Origin of the sequence: Burkholderia sp. HI2714, from assembly GCF_002223085.1 — a bacterium.
GTDB lineage: Bacteria > Pseudomonadota > Gammaproteobacteria > Burkholderiales > Burkholderiaceae > Burkholderia > Burkholderia lata_D.
Genome location: NZ_NKFM01000012.1, coordinates 182,355 through 205,217, shown reverse-complemented (window position 1 = coordinate 205,217; position 22,863 = coordinate 182,355). Strand labels below are relative to the sequence as shown.

Here is a 22,863-nt window from a genome sequence, read left to right as displayed (position 1 = left end):
GCGCGCGGCCGGACGCCGGCGCGCTGCCCGTGCCCGCCGCACCTGGCCGAGCCGCGACGCGCATCAATCAAGGGACAGAGCCGGCGCACGCGCGGATTCGCGCAGCGCACCGGCCTTGGTTCGGCCCGACGGCGGTGGATCAATCAGGGCCGGCGTCACGATGCGCAGGCCTCGGCCAGCCTGCCGCGCGTTGCACGCCTACGCGAGCAACGACCGCAGCATCCACGCGGTTTTTTCATGAACTTGCAGGCGTTGCGTCAGCAGGTCGGCGGTCGGCTCGTCGCTCGCCGCATCGGCAAGCGGGAAGATCGCACGCGCGGTACGCACGACGGCCTCGTGCCCTTCGACGAGCTGGCGGATCATGTCCTCAGCCGCCGGCACGCCGTTTGCTTCCGGCACCGACGACAGTTTCGCGAAATCGCCGAAGGTGCCCGGCGCGACGACGCCGAGCGTACGAATGCGCTCGGCAACCGAATCGACCGCGAGCCACAGTTCGTTGTACTGCTCCTCGAACATCAGGTGCAGCGTGTTGAACATCGGGCCCGTGACGTTCCAGTGGAAATTGTGGGTCTTCAGATACAGCGTAAACGTATCGGCGAGCAGGCGCGACAGGCCTTCCGCGATCTTCTTGCGGTCCTTGTCGCTGATGCCGATGTTGATCTGGGCAGCGGGGGTCTTCCTGGCCATGTTCCGGACTCCTTATTCAATGAACCAGAGCAATGAAAGCGAATCGGGCTACCTGCCTATTGATACCACACTCGCCACATGTGCGTGGCGCGTGAAACGCCGCGCTCAGGCGGCCGCGATCGCGTGCAGCGCCTGCGACACGAGTTCGGCCGCCCCGCCGATGACGATGGCGGATCCGACGACGTATCGCGCGACCTCGGCCGGCGACGCCAGTGCAGCGCGCGTTTTCAACATCATTTGCGTCATGAACGTCACTCCTTCAACAAAACTCAGGGTCAGGAAGAAACGGCCGGTCGGACGACCGGCCGTTTCCCGTTACTGCCTCACCGCGCTACTGCACGGCGACGCTTACGCGAGGTCGAAGCGGTCCAGGTTCATCACCTTGTTCCAGGCCGCGACGAAGTCGTGCGCGAACTTCTCCTTCGCATCCGCGCTGCCGTACACCTCGGCCAGCGCACGCAGTTGCGCATGCGAGCCGAAGATCAGGTCGACGCGCGAGCCCGTCCACTTGACCTGGCCCGTCGCCCGATCGCGCCCTTCGAACACGTCGTTCGCGGCCGACACCGGCTTCCATTCCGTGCCCATGTCCAGCAGGTTCACGAAGAAGTCGTTCGTCAGCGCTTCCGGACGGTCGGTGAACACACCCAGCTTCGCATCGCCGGCGTTCGCACCGAGCACACGCAGGCCACCGACGAGCACCGTCATCTCGGACGCGGTCAGCGTCAGCAGTTGCGCCTTGTCGACCAGCAGCGCCTCGGCCGGCGTCTGGTACGCGTGCTTCAGGAAGTTGCGGAAACCGTCCGCGACCGGCTCGAGCACGGCCATCGCTTCGATATCGGTCTCTTCCTGCGACGCATCCGCACGGCCCGGTGCGAACGGCACCGTCACCGCGACACCCGCGTTCTTCGCAGCCTGCTCGACACCGGCCGCACCGGCCAGCACGATCAGGTCGGCGAGCGACACCTTCTTGCCGCCCGTCTGCGCGTCGTTGAACGCCTTCTGCACGCCTTCGAGCGTCTCGAGCACCTTCGCGAGTTCAGCCGGACGGTTCACTTCCCAGTCCTTCTGCGGCGCCAGGCGGATACGCGCACCGTTCGCGCCGCCGCGCTTGTCCGACCCGCGGAACGTCGCAGCCGACGCCCATGCGGTCGACACGAGCTGCGACACCGACAGGCCCGAGGCCAGTACCTTCGCCTTCAGCGCGGCGACGTCGGCGTCGTCGATCAGCGGGTGATCGACGGCAGGGATCGGGTCCTGCCACAGCAGGTGTTCCGCCGGCACGTCCGGGCCCAGATAGCGGGCACGCGGGCCCATGTCGCGGTGCGTGAGCTTGAACCACGCGCGGGCGAACGCGTCGGCGAACTCGGCCGGGTTCTCGTAGAAACGGCGCGAAATCTTCTCGTAGGCCGGATCGAAACGCAGCGACAGGTCGGTCGTCAGCATCGTCGGGCGATGCTTCTTCGACGCGTCGAATGCATCCGGAATCACTTCGCCGGCGTCCTTCGCGACCCACTGGTGCGCGCCGGCCGGGCTCTTCGTGAGCTCCCACTCGTAGCTGAACAGGTGCTTGAAGAAGTCGTTGCTCCACTTCGTCGGCGTCGAGGTCCACGTGACTTCGAGGCCGCTCGTGATGGCGTCCTTGCCCTTGCCCGTGCCGAACGTGCTCTTCCAGCCGAGACCCTGCTGCTCGAGGCCCGCGGCTTCCGGCTCGGGGCCGACGTTCGAGGCCGGACCGGCGCCGTGCGTCTTGCCGAACGTGTGACCGCCCGCGATCAGCGCGACCGTCTCTTCGTCGTTCATCGCCATGCGCGCGAACGTCTCGCGGATGTCATGCGCGGCGGCGACCGGGTCGGGGTTGCCGTCCGGACCTTCCGGGTTCACGTAGATCAGGCCCATCTGCACCGCGGCGAGCGGGCTTTCGAGCTCGCGCTTGCCCGTGTAGCGGCTGTTCGGGCCGCCGCTCAGTTCCAGCCAGATCTTTTCCGAACCCCAGTACACGTCGTCCGGTTCCCACGTATCGACGCGGCCGCCGGCGTAGCCGAACGTCTTGAAGCCCATCGATTCGAGCGCGACGTTGCCGGTCAGGATCAGCAGGTCGGCCCACGAGATGTTGCGGCCGTACTTCTGCTTGATCGGCCACAACAGGCGGCGCGCCTTGTCGAGGCTGACGTTGTCCGGCCAGCTGTTGAGCGGCGCGAAGCGCTGCTGCCCGCCGCCCGCGCCGCCACGGCCGTCGGCCGTGCGGTACGTGCCGGCGCTGTGCCAGGCCATGCGGATGAACAGGCCGCCATAGTGGCCGAAGTCGGCCGGCCACCAGTCCTGCGACGCCGTCATCAGCGCGTGCAGGTCCTTCTTCACCGCCGCGAGGTCCAGCTTCTTGAACGCTTCGGCGTAGTCGAAATCCTTGTCCATCGGGTCGGACAGCGACGAATGCCGATGCAGGATGTTCAGGTCAAGCTGATTCGGCCACCAGTCCTTGTTCGTCGTGCCGCTACCAGCGGTGTGGTTGAACGGGCACTTCGTTTCGTTCGACATGCGATTTCTCCTTGGCTTGCTCGTATGACTCCATCCGTCTGCTCCGGCGGCATGCCGGGCGCGGTGGGTGGAGTGTCATTGCGGGGATGGGAAACGGAACAGGTTGGTCCTCCTGTCGTACTACGGGATGTCGTGCGTGGCCTGTGGTGCGCGCGCCCGCCGTGATGTGCCGCAGGCGGGACGCTCGGCGAACCGGCCGCCGGCAGGCGCGGTGCCGGCGCTGCGGGCGATATTGAAGTTTTCGGACATGCGATGCTCCCTCATGGCTTGACGGCGAGTGAATCGGGGGAACACTGAACCGGCGCGCGGCGATCTTCAGCCGCCATACACACGGTCCGCCAGGTACGCGAACGCAATCGGACGCAGGCTGCGAACCGCCGCCCTGGCGCGATGTACGACCGCGTCGCGCGACGGGACGTTCCGCTGCGCGTGCTGCAATACCGACCGCATCATGACATCCTCCTTTGACGCTTGCATCCAACGTGCTGATCAGTCGTCGACATCACGCCGATCCATGGAGAGGATTCTATCCATATCTATCGATTAATTTAATTTGATAAATTTCATCTATTCGATAGAGAAAAATAAACGGGGTCGCAAGACCCCGTTCATCGTGCTGCCACACGCGCATGCTGCCGCGTGCTCAGTTCATCGTCGCCGGCATGTCGAGCTTCGCGACACCCGGCAGCTCGCACGCGGAAATCGCATCGCTGATCGCATCGATCGCGGGCATCCGCGTGAAGCTCTTGCGCCACACGAGCACCACGCGGCGGTCGGGCACCGGCTCGTTGAACGGCACGTACGACAGCAGTTCGGCATCGGGGCCATTCGCGCGCGGGCCGATCTCGGCGACCGACATCCGCGGCAGCACGGTAATGCCGACGCCGCTCGCGACCATGTGGCGGATCGTCTCGAGCGACGAGCCCTCGAAGGTCTTCTGGATGCCGTCGGCCGTCTGCGAGAAGCGCATCAGCTCAGGGCACACGCCGAGCACGTGATCGCGGAAGCAGTGGCCGTTGCCGAGCAGCAGCATCGTTTCCTGCTTGAGATCCTCGGCGTCGATTTCCTCGCGCTTTTCCCACGGATGGCCGGCGGGCAGCGCGACGACGAACGGCTCGTCGTACAGCGGGCGCACCATCAGGCCGGTTTCCGGAAACGGCAGCGCCATGATCGCGGCGTCGATCTCGCCCTGCTTCAGCAGTTCGAGCAGCTTCAGCGTGTAGTTTTCCTGCAGCATCAGCGGCATCTGCGGGACACGCTGGATCATCTGCTTGACGAGCGTCGGCAGCAGATAGGGCCCGATCGTGTAGATCACACCGAGGCGGAACGGGCCGACCAGCGGATCCTTGCCCTGCTTCGCGATCTCCTTGATCGCGAAGGTCTGCTCGAGCACGCGCTGCGCCTGCGTGACGATCTGGTCACCGATCGGCGTCACGCTCACTTCACTCGCGCCGCGTTCGAAAATCTGCACGTTGAGCTCGTCTTCGAGCTTCTTGATCGCCACCGACAGCGTCGGCTGGCTCACGAAGCATGCTTCGGCCGCGCGGCCGAAATGCCGTTCGCGCGCGACCGCGACGATGTATTTCAATTCAGTCAGCGTCATTGTGGGTCAATCAGAGATATACAAGCGATAGGTTTAATTTATACACCCTGTGACACCGGTTCGCCAAGTTTCTCTGCATCGGAATGCTTCGAACGGCGGTTTTAAATCCGGCCCCGACCCGCGGATCAGGCCTTCAGATACTGCTCCCGCGCGCCGAGCCAGCGCGCGAGATGCTGCGTGACGACCTCCGGATACGCGGCAATCAGCCGCGTCGCGGCCTCGCGGGCCGGATCGATCAGCCAGCCGTCGGTCTCGAGGTTCGCGAAGCGCAGCATCGCCGCGCCCGACTGGCGTGCGCCGAGGAACTCGCCGGGGCCGCGGATCTCGAGGTCGCGCCGGGCTATCTCGAAGCCGTCGGTCGTCTCGCGCATCGTCTTCAGCCGCTCGCGGCCTGTGAGCGACAGCGGCCCCGTGTACAGCAGCACGCACACCGACGCGGCGGTGCCGCGCCCGACCCGGCCGCGCAACTGGTGCAGCTGCGCAAGGCCGAAGCGCTCGGCGTGCTCGATCACCATCAGCGACGCGTTCGGCACGTCGACGCCGACCTCGATCACGGTCGTCGCGACGAGCAGCTGCACTTCGTTGCGCGTGAACGCTTCCATCACGGCCGCCTTGTCGGCCGGCGACAGCCGGCCGTGCACGAGCCCGACCTTCAGCTCCGGGAGCGCGGCGGCCAGCGTCTCGTAAGTCTCGACGGCCGTCTGCAGCTGCAGCGTCTCGCTCTCCTCGATCAGCGGACACACCCAGTACACCTGGCGGCCGGTCAGCGCGGCTTCGCGCACGCGCGCGATCACCTCCTCGCGCCGCGCGTCGCCGACGAGGCGCGTCAGCACCGGCGTGCGGCCCGGCGGCAGCTCGTCGATCGTCGACACCTCGAGATCCGCGTAATACGTCATCGCGAGCGTGCGCGGAATCGGCGTGGCCGACATCATCAGCTGGTGCGGCTGGAAATCGCGCGCGCCGTTGGCCGCGTTCGCGGCCTTCGCACGCAGCGCGAGACGCTGCTCGACGCCGAAGCGGTGCTGCTCGTCGACGATCACGAGGCCGAGCCGCGCGAATTCGACCGTGTCCTGGATGATCGCGTGCGTGCCGATCACGAGCTGCGCGGTGCCGAGCGCCGCGGCCTCGATCGCCGCGCGCTTCTCCTTCGCCTTCAGGCTGCCCGCGAGCCACGCGACCGACACGCCGAGCGGCTCGAGCCACGCGCGCAGCTTGCGGGCGTGCTGTTCCGCGAGGATTTCGGTCGGCGCCATCAGCGCGGCCTGGTAGCCGGCATCGATCGCTTGCGTCGCGGCCAGCGCCGCGACGACCGTCTTGCCGCTGCCGACGTCGCCCTGCAACAGCCGCTGCATCGGGTGCGCGAGCGTGAGGTCGTGCGCGATCTCGTCGACGACGCGCGCCTGCGCGCCCGTCAGCGTGAACGGCAGCGCCGCGTAGAGGCGCGTCGTCAGCGCGTCGGCATCGGTCGCGGTGCGGCGCGGCATCGCGGGCGCCGCACGCGTGCGGCGCTCCTCGTGTGCGCGCTTGAGCGACAGCTGCTGCGCGAGCAGCTCCTCGAACTTGATGCGCGTCCACGCCGGATGCGAGCCGTCCATCAGCGCGGCTTCGTCGGAATCGACGCGCGGGTGATGCAGGATGCGCACCGCCTGCTCGAGGGTCGGCACGTCGAGCGGCTTCAGATAGTCGCGCTGGATCTCGGGCGGCAGCAGCTCGGGCAGCGGCGTGCGCTCGACCGCGTTCTCGATCGCCTTGCGCAGATAGGCCTGCGACACGCCGGCCGTGCTCGGATAGACGGGCGTGAGCACCTGCGGCAGCGGCGCATCCGCTTCGACGACGCGCACCGCCGGATGCACCATCTCCATCCCGAAGAAACCGCCGCGCACGTCGCCGCGCACGCGCAGGCGCTGGCCGACGGCCATCTGCTTGACCTGCGAGCCGTAGAAATTCAGGAAACGCAGCACGAGGTGCTCGCCGTCGTCGTCCTGGATCTTCACGACCAGCTGGCGGCGCGGCCGGTACGCGACCTCGTTGTCGAACACGACGCCTTCGGTCTGCGCGATGCCACCCGGCAGCAGCTCGCCGATCGGCGTGAGCGTGGTTTCGTCCTCGTAGCGCATCGGCAGATGCAGCACGAGATCGATCGAGCGCGTGAGGCCGAGCTTCGCGAGCTTGTCGACGGTCTTCACGGGTTTGTCGGCGGCGGGCTTCTTCTTGCGCTTCGCGCCGGCCGCGCCTGCCGCGTCGCTCGCGGCGGCGCCGTCGGAATCGGCATCGGGCGCGGCGGCGGCCGGCTGCGCGAGCCTGCCGTCGGCGCCGCGCTTCGGCCCGGCGCGGCGCGGTGCGGCGCGCTCCGCGGAATCACGCTCCCCCGCGCTTTGCGCAGGCGGCGCGGCATCCTCCGCGTCGAACGGATCGGCGGAATCGGCAACGGCAGCGGGGGAACGGCGTGGTGACACAGGCATCGGATCGTCTGGGTGCTTCGCAAGGCAAGTACAATAGCGGCTTTCACGTCGTCCGACCGAACGACGCCGGCCAGGCCGCGCATCCCGTCATCATAGCGGCTCGCGCGCCCCATTTACGCGTTTCCGCCCTGCCGGCGACGCCCGCCGGCCGCTTCGAACCAGCCCGCATGTTCACGCTTTCCGATTTCGATTTCAATCTGCCGCCCGAGCTGATTGCACAAACCGCGCTGCCCGATCGCACCGCGAGCCGCCTGCTCGAGGTCGACGGCACGGTCGCGCCCGCACGCCTGCTCGACCGCCAATTCACCGAGCTGCCGTCGTGCATCGCGGCCGGCGACCTGCTCGTCTTCAACGATACCAAGGTGCTGAAGGCGCGTTTCTTCGGCCAGAAGGCCAGCGGCGGCAAGATCGAGGTGCTGATCGAGCGCGTGACCGGCACGCACACGGCGCTCGCGCAGATCCGCGCGAGCAAGTCGCCGGGCGCCGGCACGACGCTGCGCCTCGCCGATGCGTTCGACGTGACGGTGGGCGAGCGCGTCGATCCGTTCTTCACGCTGAACTTCCCCGAGCCGTGCCTCGACCTGATCGAGCAGTACGGCCGCCTGCCGCTGCCGCCCTATATCGAGCACGATCCGGACGCGACCGACGAGACGCGCTACCAGACCGTCTACGCGAGCAACCCGGGCGCGGTCGCAGCACCGACGGCCGGGCTGCACTTCGACCAGCCGATGCTCGACCGGCTCGACGCGATGGGTGTGGAGCGCGCGACGCTGACGCTGCACGTCGGCGCCGGCACGTTCCAGCCGGTGCGCGTCGACAACATCGCCGAGCACAAGATGCACAGCGAGTGGTACGACCTGCCGCAGTCGCTCGTCGACAAGATCGCCGCGACCCGTGCGCGCGGCGGCAACGTGATCGCGGTCGGCACGACGTCGATGCGCGCGCTCGAAGCCGCGGCGCGCGCGGCCGACGAAGCAGGCCGCCCGCTCGCGGCCACGCAGGCCGAGACCGATATCTTCATCACGCCCGGCTATCGTTTCCGCGTGGTCGACCGGCTCGTCACGAACTTCCACCTGCCGAAGTCGACGCTGCTGATGCTGGTGTCCGCGTTCGCGGGCGTCGAGACGATCCGCGCCGCGTACCGGCACGCGATCGACGAGCGCTACCGCTTCTTCAGCTACGGCGACGCGATGCTGCTCACGCGGCGCGACACGCCGGAGGCGCCGGGCGCGTAAGCGCGGCATGGAGGCCGGCCGCCGTACCGAACGGCCGGGTTCCGCTTTCACGTTGTGCGTGCGATGCTCGCACGCACCCGCTTTCCCCGCCGCCGGATTCCCGGCGGCGTTTCCAACCTGCGCCGGACTGTTTTCCGGTAGCGAGGAGAATGACGCGATGACCGAAGGTTCATCCCACGATACGCACGCTGATACGCACGCCCCCGTGCAGGACCGCCCGGCGAACGGGCTCGAATTCGAACTGCTGACGACCGACGGCCATGCGCGCCGCGGCCGCGTGAAGCTCAACCACGGCGTGGTCGAAACGCCGATCTTCATGCCGGTCGGCACGTACGGCACCGTGAAGGCGATCCAGCCGCGCGAGCTGCACGAGATCAAGGCCCAGATCATCCTCGGCAACACGTTCCACCTGTGGCTGCGCCCGGGCCTCGACACGATCGACGCGCACGGCGGCCTGCACGCCTTCATGGGCTGGAACAAGCCGATCCTGACCGACTCGGGCGGCTTCCAGGTGTTCTCGCTCGGCGACCTGCGCAAGATCACCGAGGACGGCGTGACGTTCGCGTCGCCGATCAACGGCGACAAGCTGTTCCTGTCGCCGGAAGTGTCGATGCAGATCCAGAAGGTGCTGAACTCCGACGTCGTGATGCAGTTCGACGAGTGCACGCCGTATGCGACCAACGGCGTGCCGACCACGCACAAGGAAGCGGCCGACTCGATGCGCATGTCGCTGCGCTGGGCGAAGCGCTCGCTCGACGAGTTCAACCGGCTCGGCAACCCGAACGCGCTGTTCGGGATCGTCCAGGGCGGGATGTTCGAGGACCTGCGCGACGAATCGCTCGCGGGCCTCGCGGAACTCGGCTTCCACGGCCTCGCGATCGGCGGGCTGTCGGTCGGCGAGCCGAAGGAAGACATGATGCGCGTGCTGCGCCACGTCGGCCCGAAACTGCCGGCCAACAAGCCGCACTACCTGATGGGCGTCGGCACGCCGGAGGACCTGGTCGAGGGCGTCGCCAACGGCGTCGACATGTTCGACTGCGTGATGCCGACCCGCAACGCGCGCAACGGCTGGCTGTTCACCCGCTTCGGCGACGTGAAGATCCGCAACGCGACGCACAAGAACTCGCTGAAGCCGCTCGATGCGAGCTGCACGTGCTACACGTGCCAGAACTTCTCGCGCGGCTACCTGCATCACCTGCACCGCGTCGGCGAGATCCTCGGCGCACAGCTCAACACGATCCACAACCTGCACTACTACCTGCAGCTGATGAGCGAGATCCGCGAAGCGATCGAGACCCACACGTTCGACGCGTTCCGCCAGCGCTTCGCGGAGGACCGTGCGAGAGGCGTCGACTGACGGGCCGGCAGACGTGCGGGCGGCCCGATGGGCGGCCCGTCACATGGGACGTGTACTAAATAACGCGCCCCAACTGTCGAACCCGACCGTCAAATATTACAATTACCTTTCCAAACAAGTCGCAACGGACCCGGTTCGCGCTTTAACAGCTTGATCCGAAAGCGCATTTGCCGATCCGTTTGCGCATGGGGCCGGTGGTAGAATAACCGGCTTATTTTTCGATCTTCCCCTACGGAGAGACCAACGTGCCGTTCATTTCCAACGCGTTCGCCCAAGGTGCCGGTGGCGCCGAATCGAGCCTGATGAGCTTCCTGCCGCTCATCCTGATGTTTGCCGTGCTCTACTTCATCATGATCCGTCCGCAGATGAAGCGTCAGAAGGAGCACCGCAACATGCTCGCGGCCATGGCCAAGGGCGACGAAGTCGTCACGAGCGGCGGCCTCGTGGGCAAGGTGACGAAGGTCACCGAAGGCTACATCGGCGTCGAAATCGCCGAAGGCACCGAAATCACCGTGCAGAAGGCCGCGGTCACGACCATTCTGCCGAAGGGCACGATCAAGTCGCTGTAAGCCCTTCACCGAGCGTCCGGCTCCCCGCGCCGTGCCCGCCTGAGAGAGCGGGCCGCCGCGGCGCCGGACGCGACGCTTTCACGCCAACCACCCGTTCGGCTCCCTCATGAATCGTTACCCACTCTGGAAATATGTCGTGATGGTCGTGGCGCTCGCCATCGGCCTTCTGTACACATTGCCCAACTTCTTCGGCGAAGCGCCGGCGGTGCAGGTGTCGAGCGGCAAGGCCACGGTCAAGCTCGACTCGACCACGCTGACCCAGGTCGAATCGGCGCTCGCGTCCGCGCAGATCACGCCGGACGACGTCACCTTCGAGAACACGGCGACCAACGCGAACATCCGCGTGCGCCTGAAGGACACCGATACGCAGCTGCGCGTCAAGGACCTGCTGCAGAAGTCGCTGAACGCCGACCCGAACGATCCGCAGTACGTCGTCGCCCTGAACCTGCAGAGCGCGTCGCCGCGCTGGCTGACCTCCCTGCACGCGCTGCCGATGTATCTCGGCCTCGACCTGCGTGGCGGCGTCCACTTCCTGCTCCAGGTCGACATGACGGGCGCGCTGACGAAGAAGCTCGATTCCGACGCGTCCGACGCGCGCACGCTGCTGCGCGACAAGAACATCCGCGACGGCGGCGTGAGCCGCGTCGACCAGTCCGTGGTCGTCAACTTCAGCGATGCGCAGACGGCGGAAGACGCCCGCAAGCTGCTCGCACTGTCGATCACCGAACTGCAATGGGCGACCCAGCCCGGCGGTGGCGGCACGCAGGTCGTCGGCACGTTCACGCCGGCCGTGCAGAAGTCCGTCGAGGACGCCGCGCTCAAGCAGAACCTGACGACGCTCCACAACCGCGTGAACGAACTCGGCGTGTCCGAGCCGATCCTGCAGCAGCAAGGTAGCGACCGTATCGTCGTCGAGCTGCCGGGCGTGCAGGACACCGCGAAGGCGAAGGACATCATCGGCCGCACCGCGACGCTCGAGGCGCGCCTCGCCGATCCGATCAACACGCACCCGAACCCGAACGACCCGGTGCCGCCGGGTGAAGAGCTGTTCACGCAGGGCAACCAGGCGCCGGTGCTGCTGAAGAAGGAAGTGATCTTCACGGGCGACCGCATCATCGATGCATCGGCCGGCTTCGACGAGCACCAGCGTCCGTCGGTCAACATCCGCCTCGATTCGGCGGGTGGCCGCTCGGTGCGCGCGGTGTCGCGCGAGAACATCGGCAAGCCGATGGCGATGGTGCTGTTCGAGAAGGGCAAGGGCGAAGTGCTGACGGTCGCGACGATCCAGTCGGAACTCGGCGACCGCTTCCAGATCACGGGCCAGCCGACGCCGCAGGCCGCGGCCGACCTCGCGCTGCTGCTGCGCGCCGGTTCGCTCGCGGCGCCGATGGACATCATCGAGGAACGCACGATCGGCCCGAGCCTCGGCGCCGACAACATCAAGATGGGCGTCCACTCGGTGATCTGGGGCTTCTGCGCGATCGCCGTGTTCATGATCGCGTACTACATGCTGTTCGGCGTGATCTCGGTGATCGGCCTGTCGGTGAACCTGCTGCTGCTCGTCGCCGTGCTGTCGCTGATGCAGGCGACGCTGACGCTGCCCGGTATCGCCGCAATCGCGCTCGCGCTCGGTATGGCGATCGACTCGAACGTGCTGATCAACGAACGCGTGCGTGAAGAACTGCGCGCCGGCCAGCCGCCGCAGACCGCGATCCAGGCCGGCTACGCGCATGCGTGGGCGACGATTCTCGACTCGAACGTCACGACGCTGATCGCCGGCCTCGCGCTGCTCGCGTTCGGCTCGGGCCCGGTTCGCGCGTTCGCGATCGTGCACTGCCTCGGTATCCTGACGTCGATGTTCTCCGCGGTGTTCTTCTCGCGCGGGATCGTCAACCTCTGGTACGGCGGCCGCAAGAAGCTGAAGTCGCTCGCGATCGGCCAGGTGTGGAAGCCGGAAGGCGCCGCTGCCGCCGCGTCGTTCACCGACGCCGACGAATCGACCGACACCGCACGCGCCGCGAAGCTCGCCGCCCCCGCGAAGGGCAACGCGCCGCGCGCCGGCAAGCCGCAGCTGCGCAACCGCGCGCAGCAAGGCGTGTCGCCGAAGAAACCGGGCTCGACCCAATAAGGCCCCGGAGAAGACCATGGAATTTTTCCGCATCCGTAAAGACATTCCGTTCATGCGGCACGCGCTGGTGTTCAACGTGATCTCGCTGGTCACGTTCCTCGCCGCCGTGTTCTTCCTGTTCCACCGCGGGCTGCACCTGTCCGTCGAATTCACCGGCGGGACGGTGATCGAGGTGCAGTACCAGCAGGCCGCTGAACTCGAGCCCGTGCGCGCGACGCTCGGCAAGCTCGGCTATGCCGACGCGCAGGTGCAGAACTTCGGCACGTCGCGCAACGTGCTGATCCGCCTGCAGCTGAAGGAAGGCCTCACGTCCGCGCAGCAGAGCGACCAGGTGATGGGCGCGCTGAAGGCGCAGAGCCCGGACGTCACGCTGCAGCGCGTCGAGTTCGTCGGCCCGCAGGTCGGCCGGGAGCTCGCGACCGACGGCCTGCTCGCGCTCGCGTGCGTCGTGATCAGCATCGTGATCTACCTGTCGTTCCGCTTCGAGTGGAAGTACGCGGTGGCCGGCATCATCGCCAACCTGCACGACGTCGTGATCATTCTCGGCTTCTTCGCGTTCTTCCAGTGGGAGTTCTCGCTGGCGGTGCTCGCGGCGATCCTCGCGGTGCTCGGCTACTCGGTCAACGAGTCGGTCGTCATCTTCGACCGGATCCGCGAAACGTTCCGCCGCGAACGCAGGATGAGCGTGCAGGAAGTGATCAACCACGCGATCACGACCACGATGTCGCGTACGATCATCACGCACACGTCGACCGAAATGATGGTGCTGTCGATGTTCTTCTTCGGCGGCCCGACGCTGCACTACTTCGCACTCGCGCTGACGGTCGGCATCATGTTCGGCATCTACTCGTCGGTGTTCGTCGCGGGCTCGCTCGCGATGTGGCTCGGCATCAAGCGCGAAGACCTGATCAAGGAAAAGAAGTCCGCGCACGATCCGGACGATCCGAACGCAGGCGCGCAGGTCTAAGCGCCACGCTGTTTCGGCACAGACGAAAAGCCGGCCCGGTTGGGCCGGCTTTTTCATGCCCGCGCCACCGTCGCGCATCGCGCCGCCCGCTCGCCCTGCCCCGTCACGCGCGTCGGCTACAATCGTGACCGTCCCGCCGCGCCACTTTCCGGCCGGCCGTGCGTCAGCGGGACAGCACCTTCGCCCTCCGTTCAAACGTGCGGTCCCGATGATGCCTCCCACGCGTGTCGCTCTTCGCCTTGCCGTTTGCGCCGCCGTCACGGCCGCGCTCCTGCCGTGTGCGTCATCCGTCGGTGCGCAGCAACCGGCGTCCGCCCCGCCCGTATCCGTATCCGCCGCTTCGGCGCCCGCCGCCGCTTCGCCCGCCCCCACCCATCCGCCTTCGCCCTGCCCGCCCGACTGGGAGCCGCAGATCTGCGAGCTCAAGGCGGCCGTCGACGTGCTCAAGAAGCAGCACCTGACCGACGTCGACATCGGCGCGCTGCTCGACGCAACGACCCACGCGGGAATCAAGACGCTGCCGTACGCACGTTTCTTCGACGCGAAGGAGGAGCAGGAGCGGCGCGACGACGAACGGCGCACGCGTGACGGCACGCCCGGCATCGGCATCGTGTTCGAGACGCGGCCCGACGGGCTGCACATCGTCGACGTGATGCCCGACGCGCCCGCGGAAAAGGCCGGTGTGCGCGCCGACGATCTCGTCGTCGCGATGAACGATGCGAGTGTGGTCGGCATCGACCCCGCCGACCTGATCAAACTCGCCAAGGGCGATGCGGGCGTGCCGCTGAAGCTCACGGTCCAGCGTGGCCCGTCGCATGCGGTGCTGAGCTTCGCGCCCGTGCGGACGATCCTCAAGCCCCATCCGGCGACCGCGAAACGGCTCGACGGCGACATCCTGTACACGCGGCTGTCGAGCTTCCCCGAGCCGGCCGTCGGCGACTACATCGACGCGGTGCAGGCCGCGCGCCGCACGGGCCCGCCGGTGAAAGGCGTGATCCTCGACCTGCGCATCAACGGCGGCGGCGCGCTCAATGCAGCGATCGGCATCACCGCGCTGTTCGCGGGCCGCGACCGCACCGCGATGGTGACGGTCGAGCGCGGCGACGCCAACCGCCGCCGCTACACGACCAACTGGCCCGATTACGAATTACCGGTCATGCACGGCCAGGATCCGCTCGCGCCGCTGCAGGCCGACGACTGGTGGCGCACCGTGCCGCTCGTCGTGCTGGTCGACGGACAAAGCGCGTCGGCCGCCGAAGCGACCGCGGCGGCACTGAAGGATCTCGGCCGCGCGAAGCTGCTCGGCATGCCGACCTACGGGAAGGGGCTTGCGCAGACGGGCGTCGACCTGATCGACGGCACGCGCCTGAATTTCACGTTCGCGCGCAACCTGCGGCCGAACGGCTGCCCGATGGACGGCTACGGCGTCATGCCGGACTGGCTCGTGCCGCCGCGCCGCGACTCGGACGTCGACGGCGTGCTGCTGTGGTACCGGGAAGCCGACCTCGCCCGCGCGCCATACGCGGACCGGCTGGCGCCCGATCCGTTCGCGAAGGTGCGCAAGGAACGGCAGAAGCTGCGCGAGCAGCGCATGCTCGCGAAGATCGATACCGCGAAGAGCGCGGCGCTGCCGCAGCGCGAGTTCGGCACGACAACCGACTGGCAGCTCGGTCAGGCGCTTGCGGCGCTCGCCGGGCATCCGGTGCGGACCGTCGAAGCCAGGCCGCAGCTGATGCCCGCCCAACCCGTGTGCGAGCACGCCGGCAACTGACGCACGCCGCCCGTCCGGTTACCGGAAGCCGAACCGCTTGCGCAGCACGACCAGCGCCACGAGGCTCAGCACGGCCGCGAACATCAGGTAGAAGCTCGGCGCGGTCTTCATCCCGGTCGCCTTGATCAGCCACGCGATGATGAACGGCCCGAAGCCGCCGAAGATCGTCACCGCGACGTTATACGCAAGCGACATCCCCGTCGTGCGCGTCTGCACCGGAAACACTTCGGACAGCAAACCCGGCAGCGCCGCGAAGTAGCCCGTCATCAGGAACGCGAGCAGCACCTGCAGCGCGATCAGCGTGCCGAAGCCGGGGTGGGCGACCAGGTACGCGAATGCCGGGTAGATCAGCACGAGGATGCCGACGGCCGGCGCGACCATCACACGTACGCGGCCGTAGGTGTCCGACCAGTGGCCGACGAGCGGCGCGAACGCCATCTGGATCACGCCGACCACGAGGATCGCCGCGAACGCAGCCGACGGCGCGAGGCCGAGCTGCTTCACGCCGTAGGTCGGCATGAACAGCACGAGATAGGTCGCGACGGTGCCGAGCACGACCACGCCCATCGCGGCGACGAGGCGCGCCTTGTGCGACGCGAACGTGTCGCGCAGCGGGTTCGCGGTGCCTTCCGCCGCGAGGAATTCGGGGGTCTCGTCGACCTTCGTGCGGATGTAGTACGCGACCGGCCCGAGCAGCAGGCCGAAGAAGAACGGCACGCGCCAGCCCCACGACGCCATCTGCGCGGCCGTGAGCTGCGCGTTCAACACGGTGCCGAAGCCGGCGGCGAGCAGCGTCGTGAGCCCCTGGCTCGCGACCTGCCAGCTCGCGAAGAAGCCGCGCCGGCCCGGCACGTGCTCGGCGAGGAACGCGGTCGCGCTGCCGAACTCGCCGCCGGCCGAGAAGCCCTGCATCAGTCGCGCGGCGACGAGGATCACCGGCGCCGCGACGCCGATCGTCGAGTAGGTCGGCAGCACCGCGATGATCAGCGTGCCGCCCATCATCAGCAGGATCGACAGCGTGAGCGCGGCCTTGCGGCCCGCGCGGTCGGCGTACGCGCCGAGCACGATCGCGCCGAGCGGGCGCATGAAGAACGACACGCCGAACGTGCCGAGCGTGAGCAGCAGCGACACGGTGTCGTTGCCGGACGGGAAGAACAGCTTCGAGATCGTCACCGCGAAGAAGCCGTAGACGACGAGATCGAACCACTCGAGCGCGTTGCCGATCGACGCGGCGACCACCGCGCGCCACACGCGCGGCGACGAAGCAATGGAACGGGACTGCGTGACGGCATGCATCGGCGATCTCCTTGTCGTTGTACGTTCTGTGCGAAGCGGCCGCGCGCGCCGTCGGCCTGCCCGGCACCGCGCACGGCGCTCGGCGCTCGGCGCTCGGCGCTCGGCGCTCGGGCGATTATAGGCGCGCAAAAAAATACCGCCGCGCCCCCTGACGGGAACGCGGCGGTCGGCTCGCGGCGGGCCGGCGCGAACGCCGGCCCGGCTGGCGGGCTTACTGCTGCTTGACGGCTTCGGCCGTGATCAGCAGCTTCGTCTTCATCTTGAAGCCGTACTGCTTGCCGTAGTCGAGGCCGAAATCGTCGCGGCTGAATTCGCCGACGGCGTCGACACCGCACACTTCACGCTTGAGCATCGGGTGCGGCATGCACTTGAACGAATCGATCTTCAGCGTGACCGGCTTCGTGACGCCATGCAGCGTCAGGTTGCCGACCACCGACACCGGCTTGTCGCCGTCGAACTTGATCGTGCCCTTGTAGTTCGCCTGCGGGAACTTGGACACGTCGAAGAACTCGCCCGTCTGCAGATGCTCGTCGAGCTTCGCGCTGCCGGTGTGGATCGACGCGATGTCGGTCGTCACGTCGACCGTACCCGTCTTCGCCGCGCGGTCGAGCGTCACGGAGCCGCTCGACTTGTCGAACTTGCCGCGCCAGACCGACAAGCCGCCGAAGTGGTCGGCCTCGAAGCTCGGGTACGTGTGGCTCGGATCGAACTGGTACGTTGCGCTATCGGCAAACGCCGAGAACGACAGCGATGCTGCCAGCGCGCCTGCGGCGATGATCAGTTGCTTTTTCAAACTTTTTCTCCTTGGAACGGCGCCGCGCCCTCGCGCGGCATTCGGGTGAGGCAACAGCCCGCCGCTTACTTGGTGGCGACGAGATGGAACTTGATCTGCACTTCGTCCGCGACGACCGACGTGTCCTTCCACTCGCCGGTGCCGACGTTGAACGCCGAGCGCTTGATCGGCAGTACGCCGTCGAAGGTCTGCGTCGCGCCGCTCTGCGTGACCGTGACGGGCACCGTGACGTTCTCGGACTTGCCCTTGATCGTCAGCTTGCCGGTCACGTTGTACTTGTTGCCGCCCGCCGGCGCGATCGCCGACGACACGAACGTGGCCTGCGGATACGCCTTCGCGTCGAACCAGTCCTTGCCGGCGACCTGGTCGTTGTACATCTTGTCGCCGAGGTCATAGCTCGCGACGTCGATCGTCATCTGGGCGCTGCCCTGCGCGGCTTTCGCCGGGTCGAACTTCACCTGCGCGGAAAACTTCTTGAACGCGCCTTCGGTCGGCACGTTCATCTGCTTCGACACGGCGGACACCTTGCTCTTCGCGAGATCGACATCGGCGAGCGCCGCGCCCGACGCGACAAGTGACACCGCGGCGAACGCGGTCAGCATGGAGCGGGAGAAAGACACTTTCATGGGATCCTTCATTTGGCAAAGGGAAGCATCCGCGACAGCAGGCCGTCGCGGTCCAACAACTGGTGCTTGAGCGCCGCGACCACGTGCAGCGAAACGAGCGCAAGCAGAATGTAATTCAATGACACGTGAAGCGTCTTGAAGGTTTCCTTCAGCGCCGGATCGGGGTCGATCAGCCGCGGCAGCGGCACGATGCCGAGGTAGACGACCGGGATGTTCGACGCCGAGCTGTACAGGTAGCCCGTCACCGGAATCACGATCATCAGCACGTACAGCAGGATGTGCACGCCGTGCGACGCCGCACGCTGCCACGCGGGCGTACCGCCCGGCAGCGCCGGCGGCACGTGGGTCGCACGCCACAGCACGCGCGCGACGGCCAGCGCGAAGACCGTCACGCCGATCCACTTGTGCCACGAGAAGTACTTCAGCTTGGTCGGCGTGAAGCCCGGGATGTCGGTCATCACCCAGCCCAGCGCGAACGCGCAGACGATCAGCAGCGCGATCAGCCAGTGCAGCGCGATCGCCGTCTGCGTATAGCGTACCGGCCTGGCCGGCAGCGATTTCGATGCCATCTTGGATTCCTCAGTTCAGCGAACGGCCGCGCCGGCCATGCGTCCGACGCTTGTCAAGGGCGCCATGCTACCGCAACCTTTTGACGCGCGCGGACTCTGAAGACAGGCCCGCCAGCCGGCTGACAGCTTCCTGTCATGTTACCGATCGGTCACCGAACTGGCGATCGTTGACACACCGAAAAAGGCCTTTTGGTAAGATTGGCGCGGGTTCCGGCCCCGTCGACGCGTTCCCCGAGCCGTCGCAACACCGCCTTTTCCATGCAACGATACGACCTGATTGCCTGCCACGAATGCGACGCACTGTTGCATAAACCGCGCCTGAGGCGCCGCGAGATCGCGCGCTGTCCGCGCTGCGACGCGCTGCTCTATCGCAACAGCACCACGCAGATCGAGCGCATCACCGCGCTCGCGGTCGCGGCGCTCGTCACGTTCATCATCGCGCAGACGTTCCCGATCCTCGAAATGGACCTGAACGGCACGCGCGTGCAGACGACGCTGATCGGCGCGATCGACACGCTATGGCATCAGGACATGGCGGTCGTCGGCGTGATGGTGTTCTGCTCGACCGTGCTGTTCCCGCTCGTCGAGATGGCCGCGCTGCTCTACGTGCTGCTGCCGATCCGCCGCGGCGTCGTGCCGCCGGGCCTGAACCTCGTGCTGCGCACCATCCAGCTCGTGCGGCCGTGGGGGATGATCGAGGTGTTCATGCTCGGCATCGTGGTCACGATCGTGAAGATGGTGAGCCTCGCGCGCGTCGTGCCCGACGCGGCGCTGTTCGCGTTCGGCGCGCTCACGCTGATGATCGCCGTCGTGCTGATGTTCGATCCGCGCACGGTGTGGGACATCGCCGACGACCTGCGCGCCGGCCGCTCGCCCGCGGGGCCCGACACCGCGGCGCCGCTGCCGGACGCGCCCCGCCGATGACGACGCCGACCGCCGCCCGCGAGGGCTACGTCAGCTGCCACGCGTGCGGGCTCGTGCAGACGATCGACCAACCGCACGCGCATTGCGCGCGCTGCGGCAGCGCGCTGCACGTGCGCACGCCGAACAGCATCATGCGCACGTGGGCGCTGCTGCTCGCGGCCGCGATCCTGTATATCCCGGCGAACCTGCTGCCGATCATGCGCACGTCGTCGATCGTCGGCTCGCAGGAAGACACGATCATGAGCGGCGTCATCTATTTCTGGACGTCCGGCGACTGGCCGCTCGCGGTCGTCGTGTTCGTCGCGAGCATCCTCGTGCCGATGCTCAAGCTCTGCGTGCTGCTGATCCTCGTGATCAGCGCGCAGCGCCGCACCGCCTGGCGGCCGCTGCAGCGCACGCGCCTGTTCCGGATCGTCGAGCGCATCGGCCGCTGGTCGATGCTCGACATCTTCGTCGTGACGCTCACCGTCGCGCTCGTCCATTTTCGTTCGCTCGCCACCATCACGGCCGGCCCCGGCGCGCTCGCGTTCGGTTCCGTCGTGATCCTGACGATGCTCGCATCGATGCAGTTCGATCCCCGCCTGATCTGGGATCCAGTCGAAACCTCAGGGAATCACCATGAATAGTCCACAAGGCCCGCAGCACGACGCGCCCCGGCCGCCCGATCCGACGATCTCGACGAAAAGCGGCTGGCTGCCGTCGCTCGTCTGGCTCGTGCCGCTGATCGCCGCGCTGATCGGCATCGGCCTCGTGATCAAGTCCGTGCGCGAACGCGGCCCGGAAATCACGATCAGCTTCCACAGCGCCGAAGGGCTCGAGCCCGGCAAGACCCAGGTCAAGTACAAGGACGTCGAGATCGGCATGGTCAAGACGATCAAGCTGTCGAAGGACCTGTCGCGCGTGCTCGTCCACGTGCAGCTCAAGAAGGAAGCGGAGGACTTCGCGGTCAAGGGCTCGCGCTTCTGGATCGTGCGGCCGCGGGTCGGCGCGACCGGCGTGTCGGGGCTCGGCACGCTGCTGTCGGGCGCGTACATCGGCGTCGACGCCGGGCGCTCGGAGGATACGCTGACCGACTTCACGGGCCTCGAGTCACCGCCCGCCGTCACGGGCGACCAGAAAGGCACGCAGTACGTGCTGCGCGGCGATTCGCTCGGCTCGGTCGACATCGGCTCGCCGGTCTACTACCGCCGCGTGCAGGTCGGCCAGGTGGTCGGCTTCTCGCTCGACAAGGACGGCACGGGCGTCACGTTCAACGTGTTCGTCAATGCGCCGTACAACCAGTACGTCGGCGTGAATTCGCGCTGGTGGCAGGCGAGCGGCGTGGACCTGCGGCTCGACTCGAGCGGCCTGAAGCTGAACACGCAGTCGCTCGCGACGGTGATCCTCGGCGGCATCGCGTTCCAGACGCCGCCGAACCAGGGCTCCGGCGCGACGGCGCCGAACAACACGACGTTCCGCCTCGCAGCCGACGAGGGCGACGCGATGCGCGACCCGGACGGCCAGCCGCTGCAGGTCGTGATGAACTTCAACCAGTCGCTGCGCGGGCTCGCGGTCGGCGCGACGGTCGACTTCCGCGGCATCGTGCTCGGCGAAGTGACGAACATCGGCATCGACTTCGATCCGAAGACGAAGAACTTCCTGATGCCGGTGACGATGAACGTGTATCCGGAACGCCTCGGCCGCCGCTTCCGCGAAACGATCGAGAGCAAGGGCGAACCGGCCCGCCGCGAGATCGTCGAGCGGCTCGTCCAGCACGGGCTGCGCGGCCAGCTGCGCACCGGCAACCTGCTGACGAGCCAGCTGTACGTCGCGCTCGACTTCTTCCCGAAGGCGCCGGCCGTGAAGATCGACACGGCGCGCCAGCCGCTCGAGCTGCCGACCGTGCCGAACACGCTCGACGAGCTGCAGCTGCAGGTCGCCGACATCGCGAAGAAGCTCGACAAGGTGCCGTTCGACCAGATCGGCGCGAACCTGAACAGCGCGCTCGCGAACGCCGACAAGCTGTTCAAGCAGCTCGACACGCAGGTCGCGCCGGAAGCGCGCGACACGCTGTCGGCCGCGAAGCAGACCTTCTCGACCGCCGAAGCGACGCTGCAGCAGGATTCGCCGCTGCAGTCCGACGTGCGCGGCGCGTTGAAGGAGCTCACACGCACGCTGCAGTCGCTGAACGCGCTCGCCGACTATCTCGAGCGTCACCCCGAATCGCTGCTCAAGGGCAAGCCAGGAGATCAACCATGACGACACGCGTGAACGGTTTCGCGAGCGGCGCGGCGGCGGCTGTCGCCGCCCTCGCGCTCGCCGCGTGCAGCTCGCCGCCCGCGCGGTTCTACACGCTCAGCCCGGCCGATGCCGCGGCGCCGCTGCGCACCGCGCCGGCCAACCCGGCGTTCCTGATCGAGGTGCCGTCCGTCGGCGTGCCCGAGCAGGTCGCGAAGAACCAGCTGGTCGTGCAGAAGAACGCCGCGCAGGTCGACGTGCTCGAGCAGGAACGCTGGGCGTCGCCGCCCGCCGACGAGATCCGCCGCGCGCTGTCGGACGATCTCGCCGCGCAGCTCGGCACGATCGACGTCGCGAATTCCGCGTACCCGCCCGGCGTGCCCGTGTATCGCATCAGCGTGAACGTGCAGCGCTTTGAATCGTGGCCGGCCAAGCGCGCGGCGATCGACGCCGTGTGGAGCGTGCGCTCGCTCGCCACGCAGGCCGTGATGACCTGCCGCACGAGCGTCGCGGAACCGGTCGCCGACGGCTACGACGCGCTCGTCGCCGGCCACCGGCGCGCGCTCGACGTGATTGCCACGCAAGCCGCGGCCGGCGTGCGCGCGATGGCCGCGCGCCGCGGCACTACGGCTGCCGCGGCGCCCGCGGCCGGCAGCAAGACGGCCGCCGCGCCGGTCGTGTCGTGCCCGGCCAACCCGACCTCCGGCGGCGACGCCGGCGCGACGGGCAAGTCCGGCGCGTAAGCGGGCGGCGCGCAGGCGAGCGCTCGATGGCGTCTCGCCCGCGCGGTTTCGGGCGGCGGGATCGGGATCGTCGACGCGGCGCTGGCCGCGCCGGCGTTGCGGCGCCGCCCGCCTCCCATTACGCTCATCGGCCAAACGGCCAATTTGCATTGTTTGTCAAAGTCGGCCGGAACCGGCGCCATGCCATATGGTCGGCTTGCGTTTTCCGGCTCGATTGACGATCCTACGCACTTTCCGGCTCGCGCCGTTCGTCGTGCGCGCCAGCCAGCGGTGCCGGGCCGCGTTCGGCCCGACCGCCGTGCCTCCCGGCGCCCGCACGCGATCGGCGTGCACCGCAGCGGGGCAGCCGCATCGCGGGTCGCCGCGCATCGTCCGGCAACC

At 67.6% G+C, this 22,863-nt stretch carries 20 protein-coding genes; 10 read left to right on the top strand and 10 right to left on the bottom strand.

The window, feature by feature from the left end:
* Positions 1 to 198 precede the first annotated feature (198 nt).
* The 6 genes from dpsA to recG form a co-directional block, all read right to left on the bottom strand.
* Positions 199 to 687, bottom strand: a complete 489-nt coding sequence (gene dpsA / locus CFB82_RS03805; protein ID WP_069247177.1) for a non-specific DNA-binding protein DpsA — start codon at positions 685 to 687, stop codon at positions 199 to 201.
* 105 nt (positions 688 to 792) lie between these two features.
* Positions 793 to 933, bottom strand: coding sequence for a hypothetical protein (locus CFB82_RS43110; RefSeq protein WP_179255370.1), 141 nt, complete (start codon positions 931 to 933; stop codon positions 793 to 795).
* A 102-nt stretch (positions 934 to 1,035) separates the two neighbouring features.
* A complete protein-coding gene (katG, locus tag CFB82_RS03800; RefSeq protein ID WP_089483460.1) occupies positions 1,036 to 3,222 on the bottom strand; it encodes a catalase/peroxidase HPI in 2,187 nt (728 codons plus the stop codon).
* 120 nt (positions 3,223 to 3,342) lie between these two features.
* Complete coding sequence (locus CFB82_RS43880; protein WP_256990275.1) at positions 3,343 to 3,471, bottom strand: hypothetical protein; 129 nt, start codon at positions 3,469 to 3,471, stop codon at positions 3,343 to 3,345.
* A gap of 394 nt (positions 3,472 to 3,865) precedes the next feature.
* The gene (locus CFB82_RS03795) at positions 3,866 to 4,825 is read right to left on the bottom strand and encodes a hydrogen peroxide-inducible genes activator (protein WP_060084059.1); all 960 of its coding nucleotides are present in this window, start codon (positions 4,823 to 4,825) and stop codon (positions 3,866 to 3,868) included.
* A 125-nt stretch (positions 4,826 to 4,950) separates the two neighbouring features.
* The gene (gene recG / locus CFB82_RS03790; protein ID WP_089483459.1) at positions 4,951 to 7,287 is read right to left on the bottom strand and encodes an ATP-dependent DNA helicase RecG; all 2,337 of its coding nucleotides are present in this window, start codon (positions 7,285 to 7,287) and stop codon (positions 4,951 to 4,953) included.
* Between the two features lie 167 nt (positions 7,288 to 7,454).
* Between recG and queA the strand changes: the two genes are divergently transcribed.
* The 6 genes from queA to CFB82_RS03760 all read left to right on the top strand — a co-directional run bounded on the left by queA (position 7,455) and on the right by CFB82_RS03760 (position 15,314).
* Positions 7,455 to 8,522, top strand: coding sequence for a tRNA preQ1(34) S-adenosylmethionine ribosyltransferase-isomerase QueA (queA, locus tag CFB82_RS03785; RefSeq protein ID WP_089483458.1), 1,068 nt, complete (start codon positions 7,455 to 7,457; stop codon positions 8,520 to 8,522).
* Between the two features lie 157 nt (positions 8,523 to 8,679).
* Positions 8,680 to 9,879 carry a tRNA guanosine(34) transglycosylase Tgt gene (tgt, locus tag CFB82_RS03780; RefSeq protein ID WP_089424534.1) on the top strand — a complete coding sequence of 400 codons (1,200 nt, stop codon included), beginning with the start codon at positions 8,680 to 8,682 and terminating at the stop codon, positions 9,877 to 9,879.
* A gap of 245 nt (positions 9,880 to 10,124) precedes the next feature.
* Positions 10,125 to 10,448 carry a preprotein translocase subunit YajC gene (gene yajC / locus CFB82_RS03775; protein ID WP_006476868.1) on the top strand — a complete coding sequence of 108 codons (324 nt, stop codon included), beginning with the start codon at positions 10,125 to 10,127 and terminating at the stop codon, positions 10,446 to 10,448.
* A gap of 106 nt (positions 10,449 to 10,554) precedes the next feature.
* Entirely contained in the window at positions 10,555 to 12,576 is a 2,022-nt protein-coding gene (gene secD, locus CFB82_RS03770) for a protein translocase subunit SecD (protein ID WP_069247172.1), read from the top strand.
* 16 nt (positions 12,577 to 12,592) lie between these two features.
* Positions 12,593 to 13,543, top strand: coding sequence for a protein translocase subunit SecF (gene secF, locus CFB82_RS03765; protein WP_089483457.1), 951 nt, complete (start codon positions 12,593 to 12,595; stop codon positions 13,541 to 13,543).
* A 208-nt stretch (positions 13,544 to 13,751) separates the two neighbouring features.
* A complete protein-coding gene (locus tag CFB82_RS03760; protein WP_373558729.1) occupies positions 13,752 to 15,314 on the top strand; it encodes a S41 family peptidase in 1,563 nt (520 codons plus the stop codon).
* An 18-nt stretch (positions 15,315 to 15,332) separates the two neighbouring features.
* On the opposite strand, the gene CFB82_RS03755 is transcribed toward CFB82_RS03760, so the two are convergent.
* The 4 genes from CFB82_RS03755 to CFB82_RS03740 all read right to left on the bottom strand — a co-directional run bounded on the left by CFB82_RS03755 (position 15,333) and on the right by CFB82_RS03740 (position 18,598).
* On the bottom strand, positions 15,333 to 16,610 hold the full coding sequence (locus CFB82_RS03755) for an MFS transporter (RefSeq protein WP_089483456.1): 1,278 nt from the start codon (positions 16,608 to 16,610) through the stop codon (positions 15,333 to 15,335).
* Between the two features lie 211 nt (positions 16,611 to 16,821).
* The gene (locus CFB82_RS03750) at positions 16,822 to 17,403 is read right to left on the bottom strand and encodes a YceI family protein (protein ID WP_089483455.1); all 582 of its coding nucleotides are present in this window, start codon (positions 17,401 to 17,403) and stop codon (positions 16,822 to 16,824) included.
* Positions 17,404 to 17,468: 65 nt separating this feature from the next.
* A complete protein-coding gene (locus tag CFB82_RS03745) occupies positions 17,469 to 18,029 on the bottom strand; it encodes a YceI family protein (RefSeq protein ID WP_011350991.1) in 561 nt (186 codons plus the stop codon).
* Positions 18,030 to 18,037: 8 nt separating this feature from the next.
* The gene (locus CFB82_RS03740) at positions 18,038 to 18,598 is read right to left on the bottom strand and encodes a cytochrome b (RefSeq protein ID WP_089483454.1); all 561 of its coding nucleotides are present in this window, start codon (positions 18,596 to 18,598) and stop codon (positions 18,038 to 18,040) included.
* A 258-nt stretch (positions 18,599 to 18,856) separates the two neighbouring features.
* On the opposite strand from CFB82_RS03740, the gene CFB82_RS03735 reads away from it, so the two are divergent.
* The 4 genes from CFB82_RS03735 to CFB82_RS03720 are packed head-to-tail and all read left to right on the top strand — an operon-like array spanning position 18,857 to position 22,482.
* Positions 18,857 to 19,522: a paraquat-inducible protein A gene (locus CFB82_RS03735; RefSeq protein WP_069247167.1), complete on the top strand. Its 666-nt coding sequence runs from the start codon at positions 18,857 to 18,859 to the stop codon at positions 19,520 to 19,522.
* Positions 19,519 to 20,148, top strand: a complete 630-nt coding sequence (locus tag CFB82_RS03730; RefSeq protein ID WP_089483453.1) for a paraquat-inducible protein A — start codon at positions 19,519 to 19,521, stop codon at positions 20,146 to 20,148. The genes CFB82_RS03735 and CFB82_RS03730 overlap by 4 nt, the downstream gene beginning before the upstream one ends.
* Positions 20,141 to 21,760, top strand: a complete 1,620-nt coding sequence (locus CFB82_RS03725; protein WP_069247165.1) for a PqiB family protein — start codon at positions 20,141 to 20,143, stop codon at positions 21,758 to 21,760. The genes CFB82_RS03730 and CFB82_RS03725 overlap by 8 nt, the downstream gene beginning before the upstream one ends.
* Complete coding sequence (locus CFB82_RS03720; protein ID WP_089483452.1) at positions 21,757 to 22,482, top strand: PqiC family protein; 726 nt, start codon at positions 21,757 to 21,759, stop codon at positions 22,480 to 22,482. The genes CFB82_RS03725 and CFB82_RS03720 overlap by 4 nt, the downstream gene beginning before the upstream one ends.
* Positions 22,483 to 22,863 lie beyond the last annotated feature (381 nt).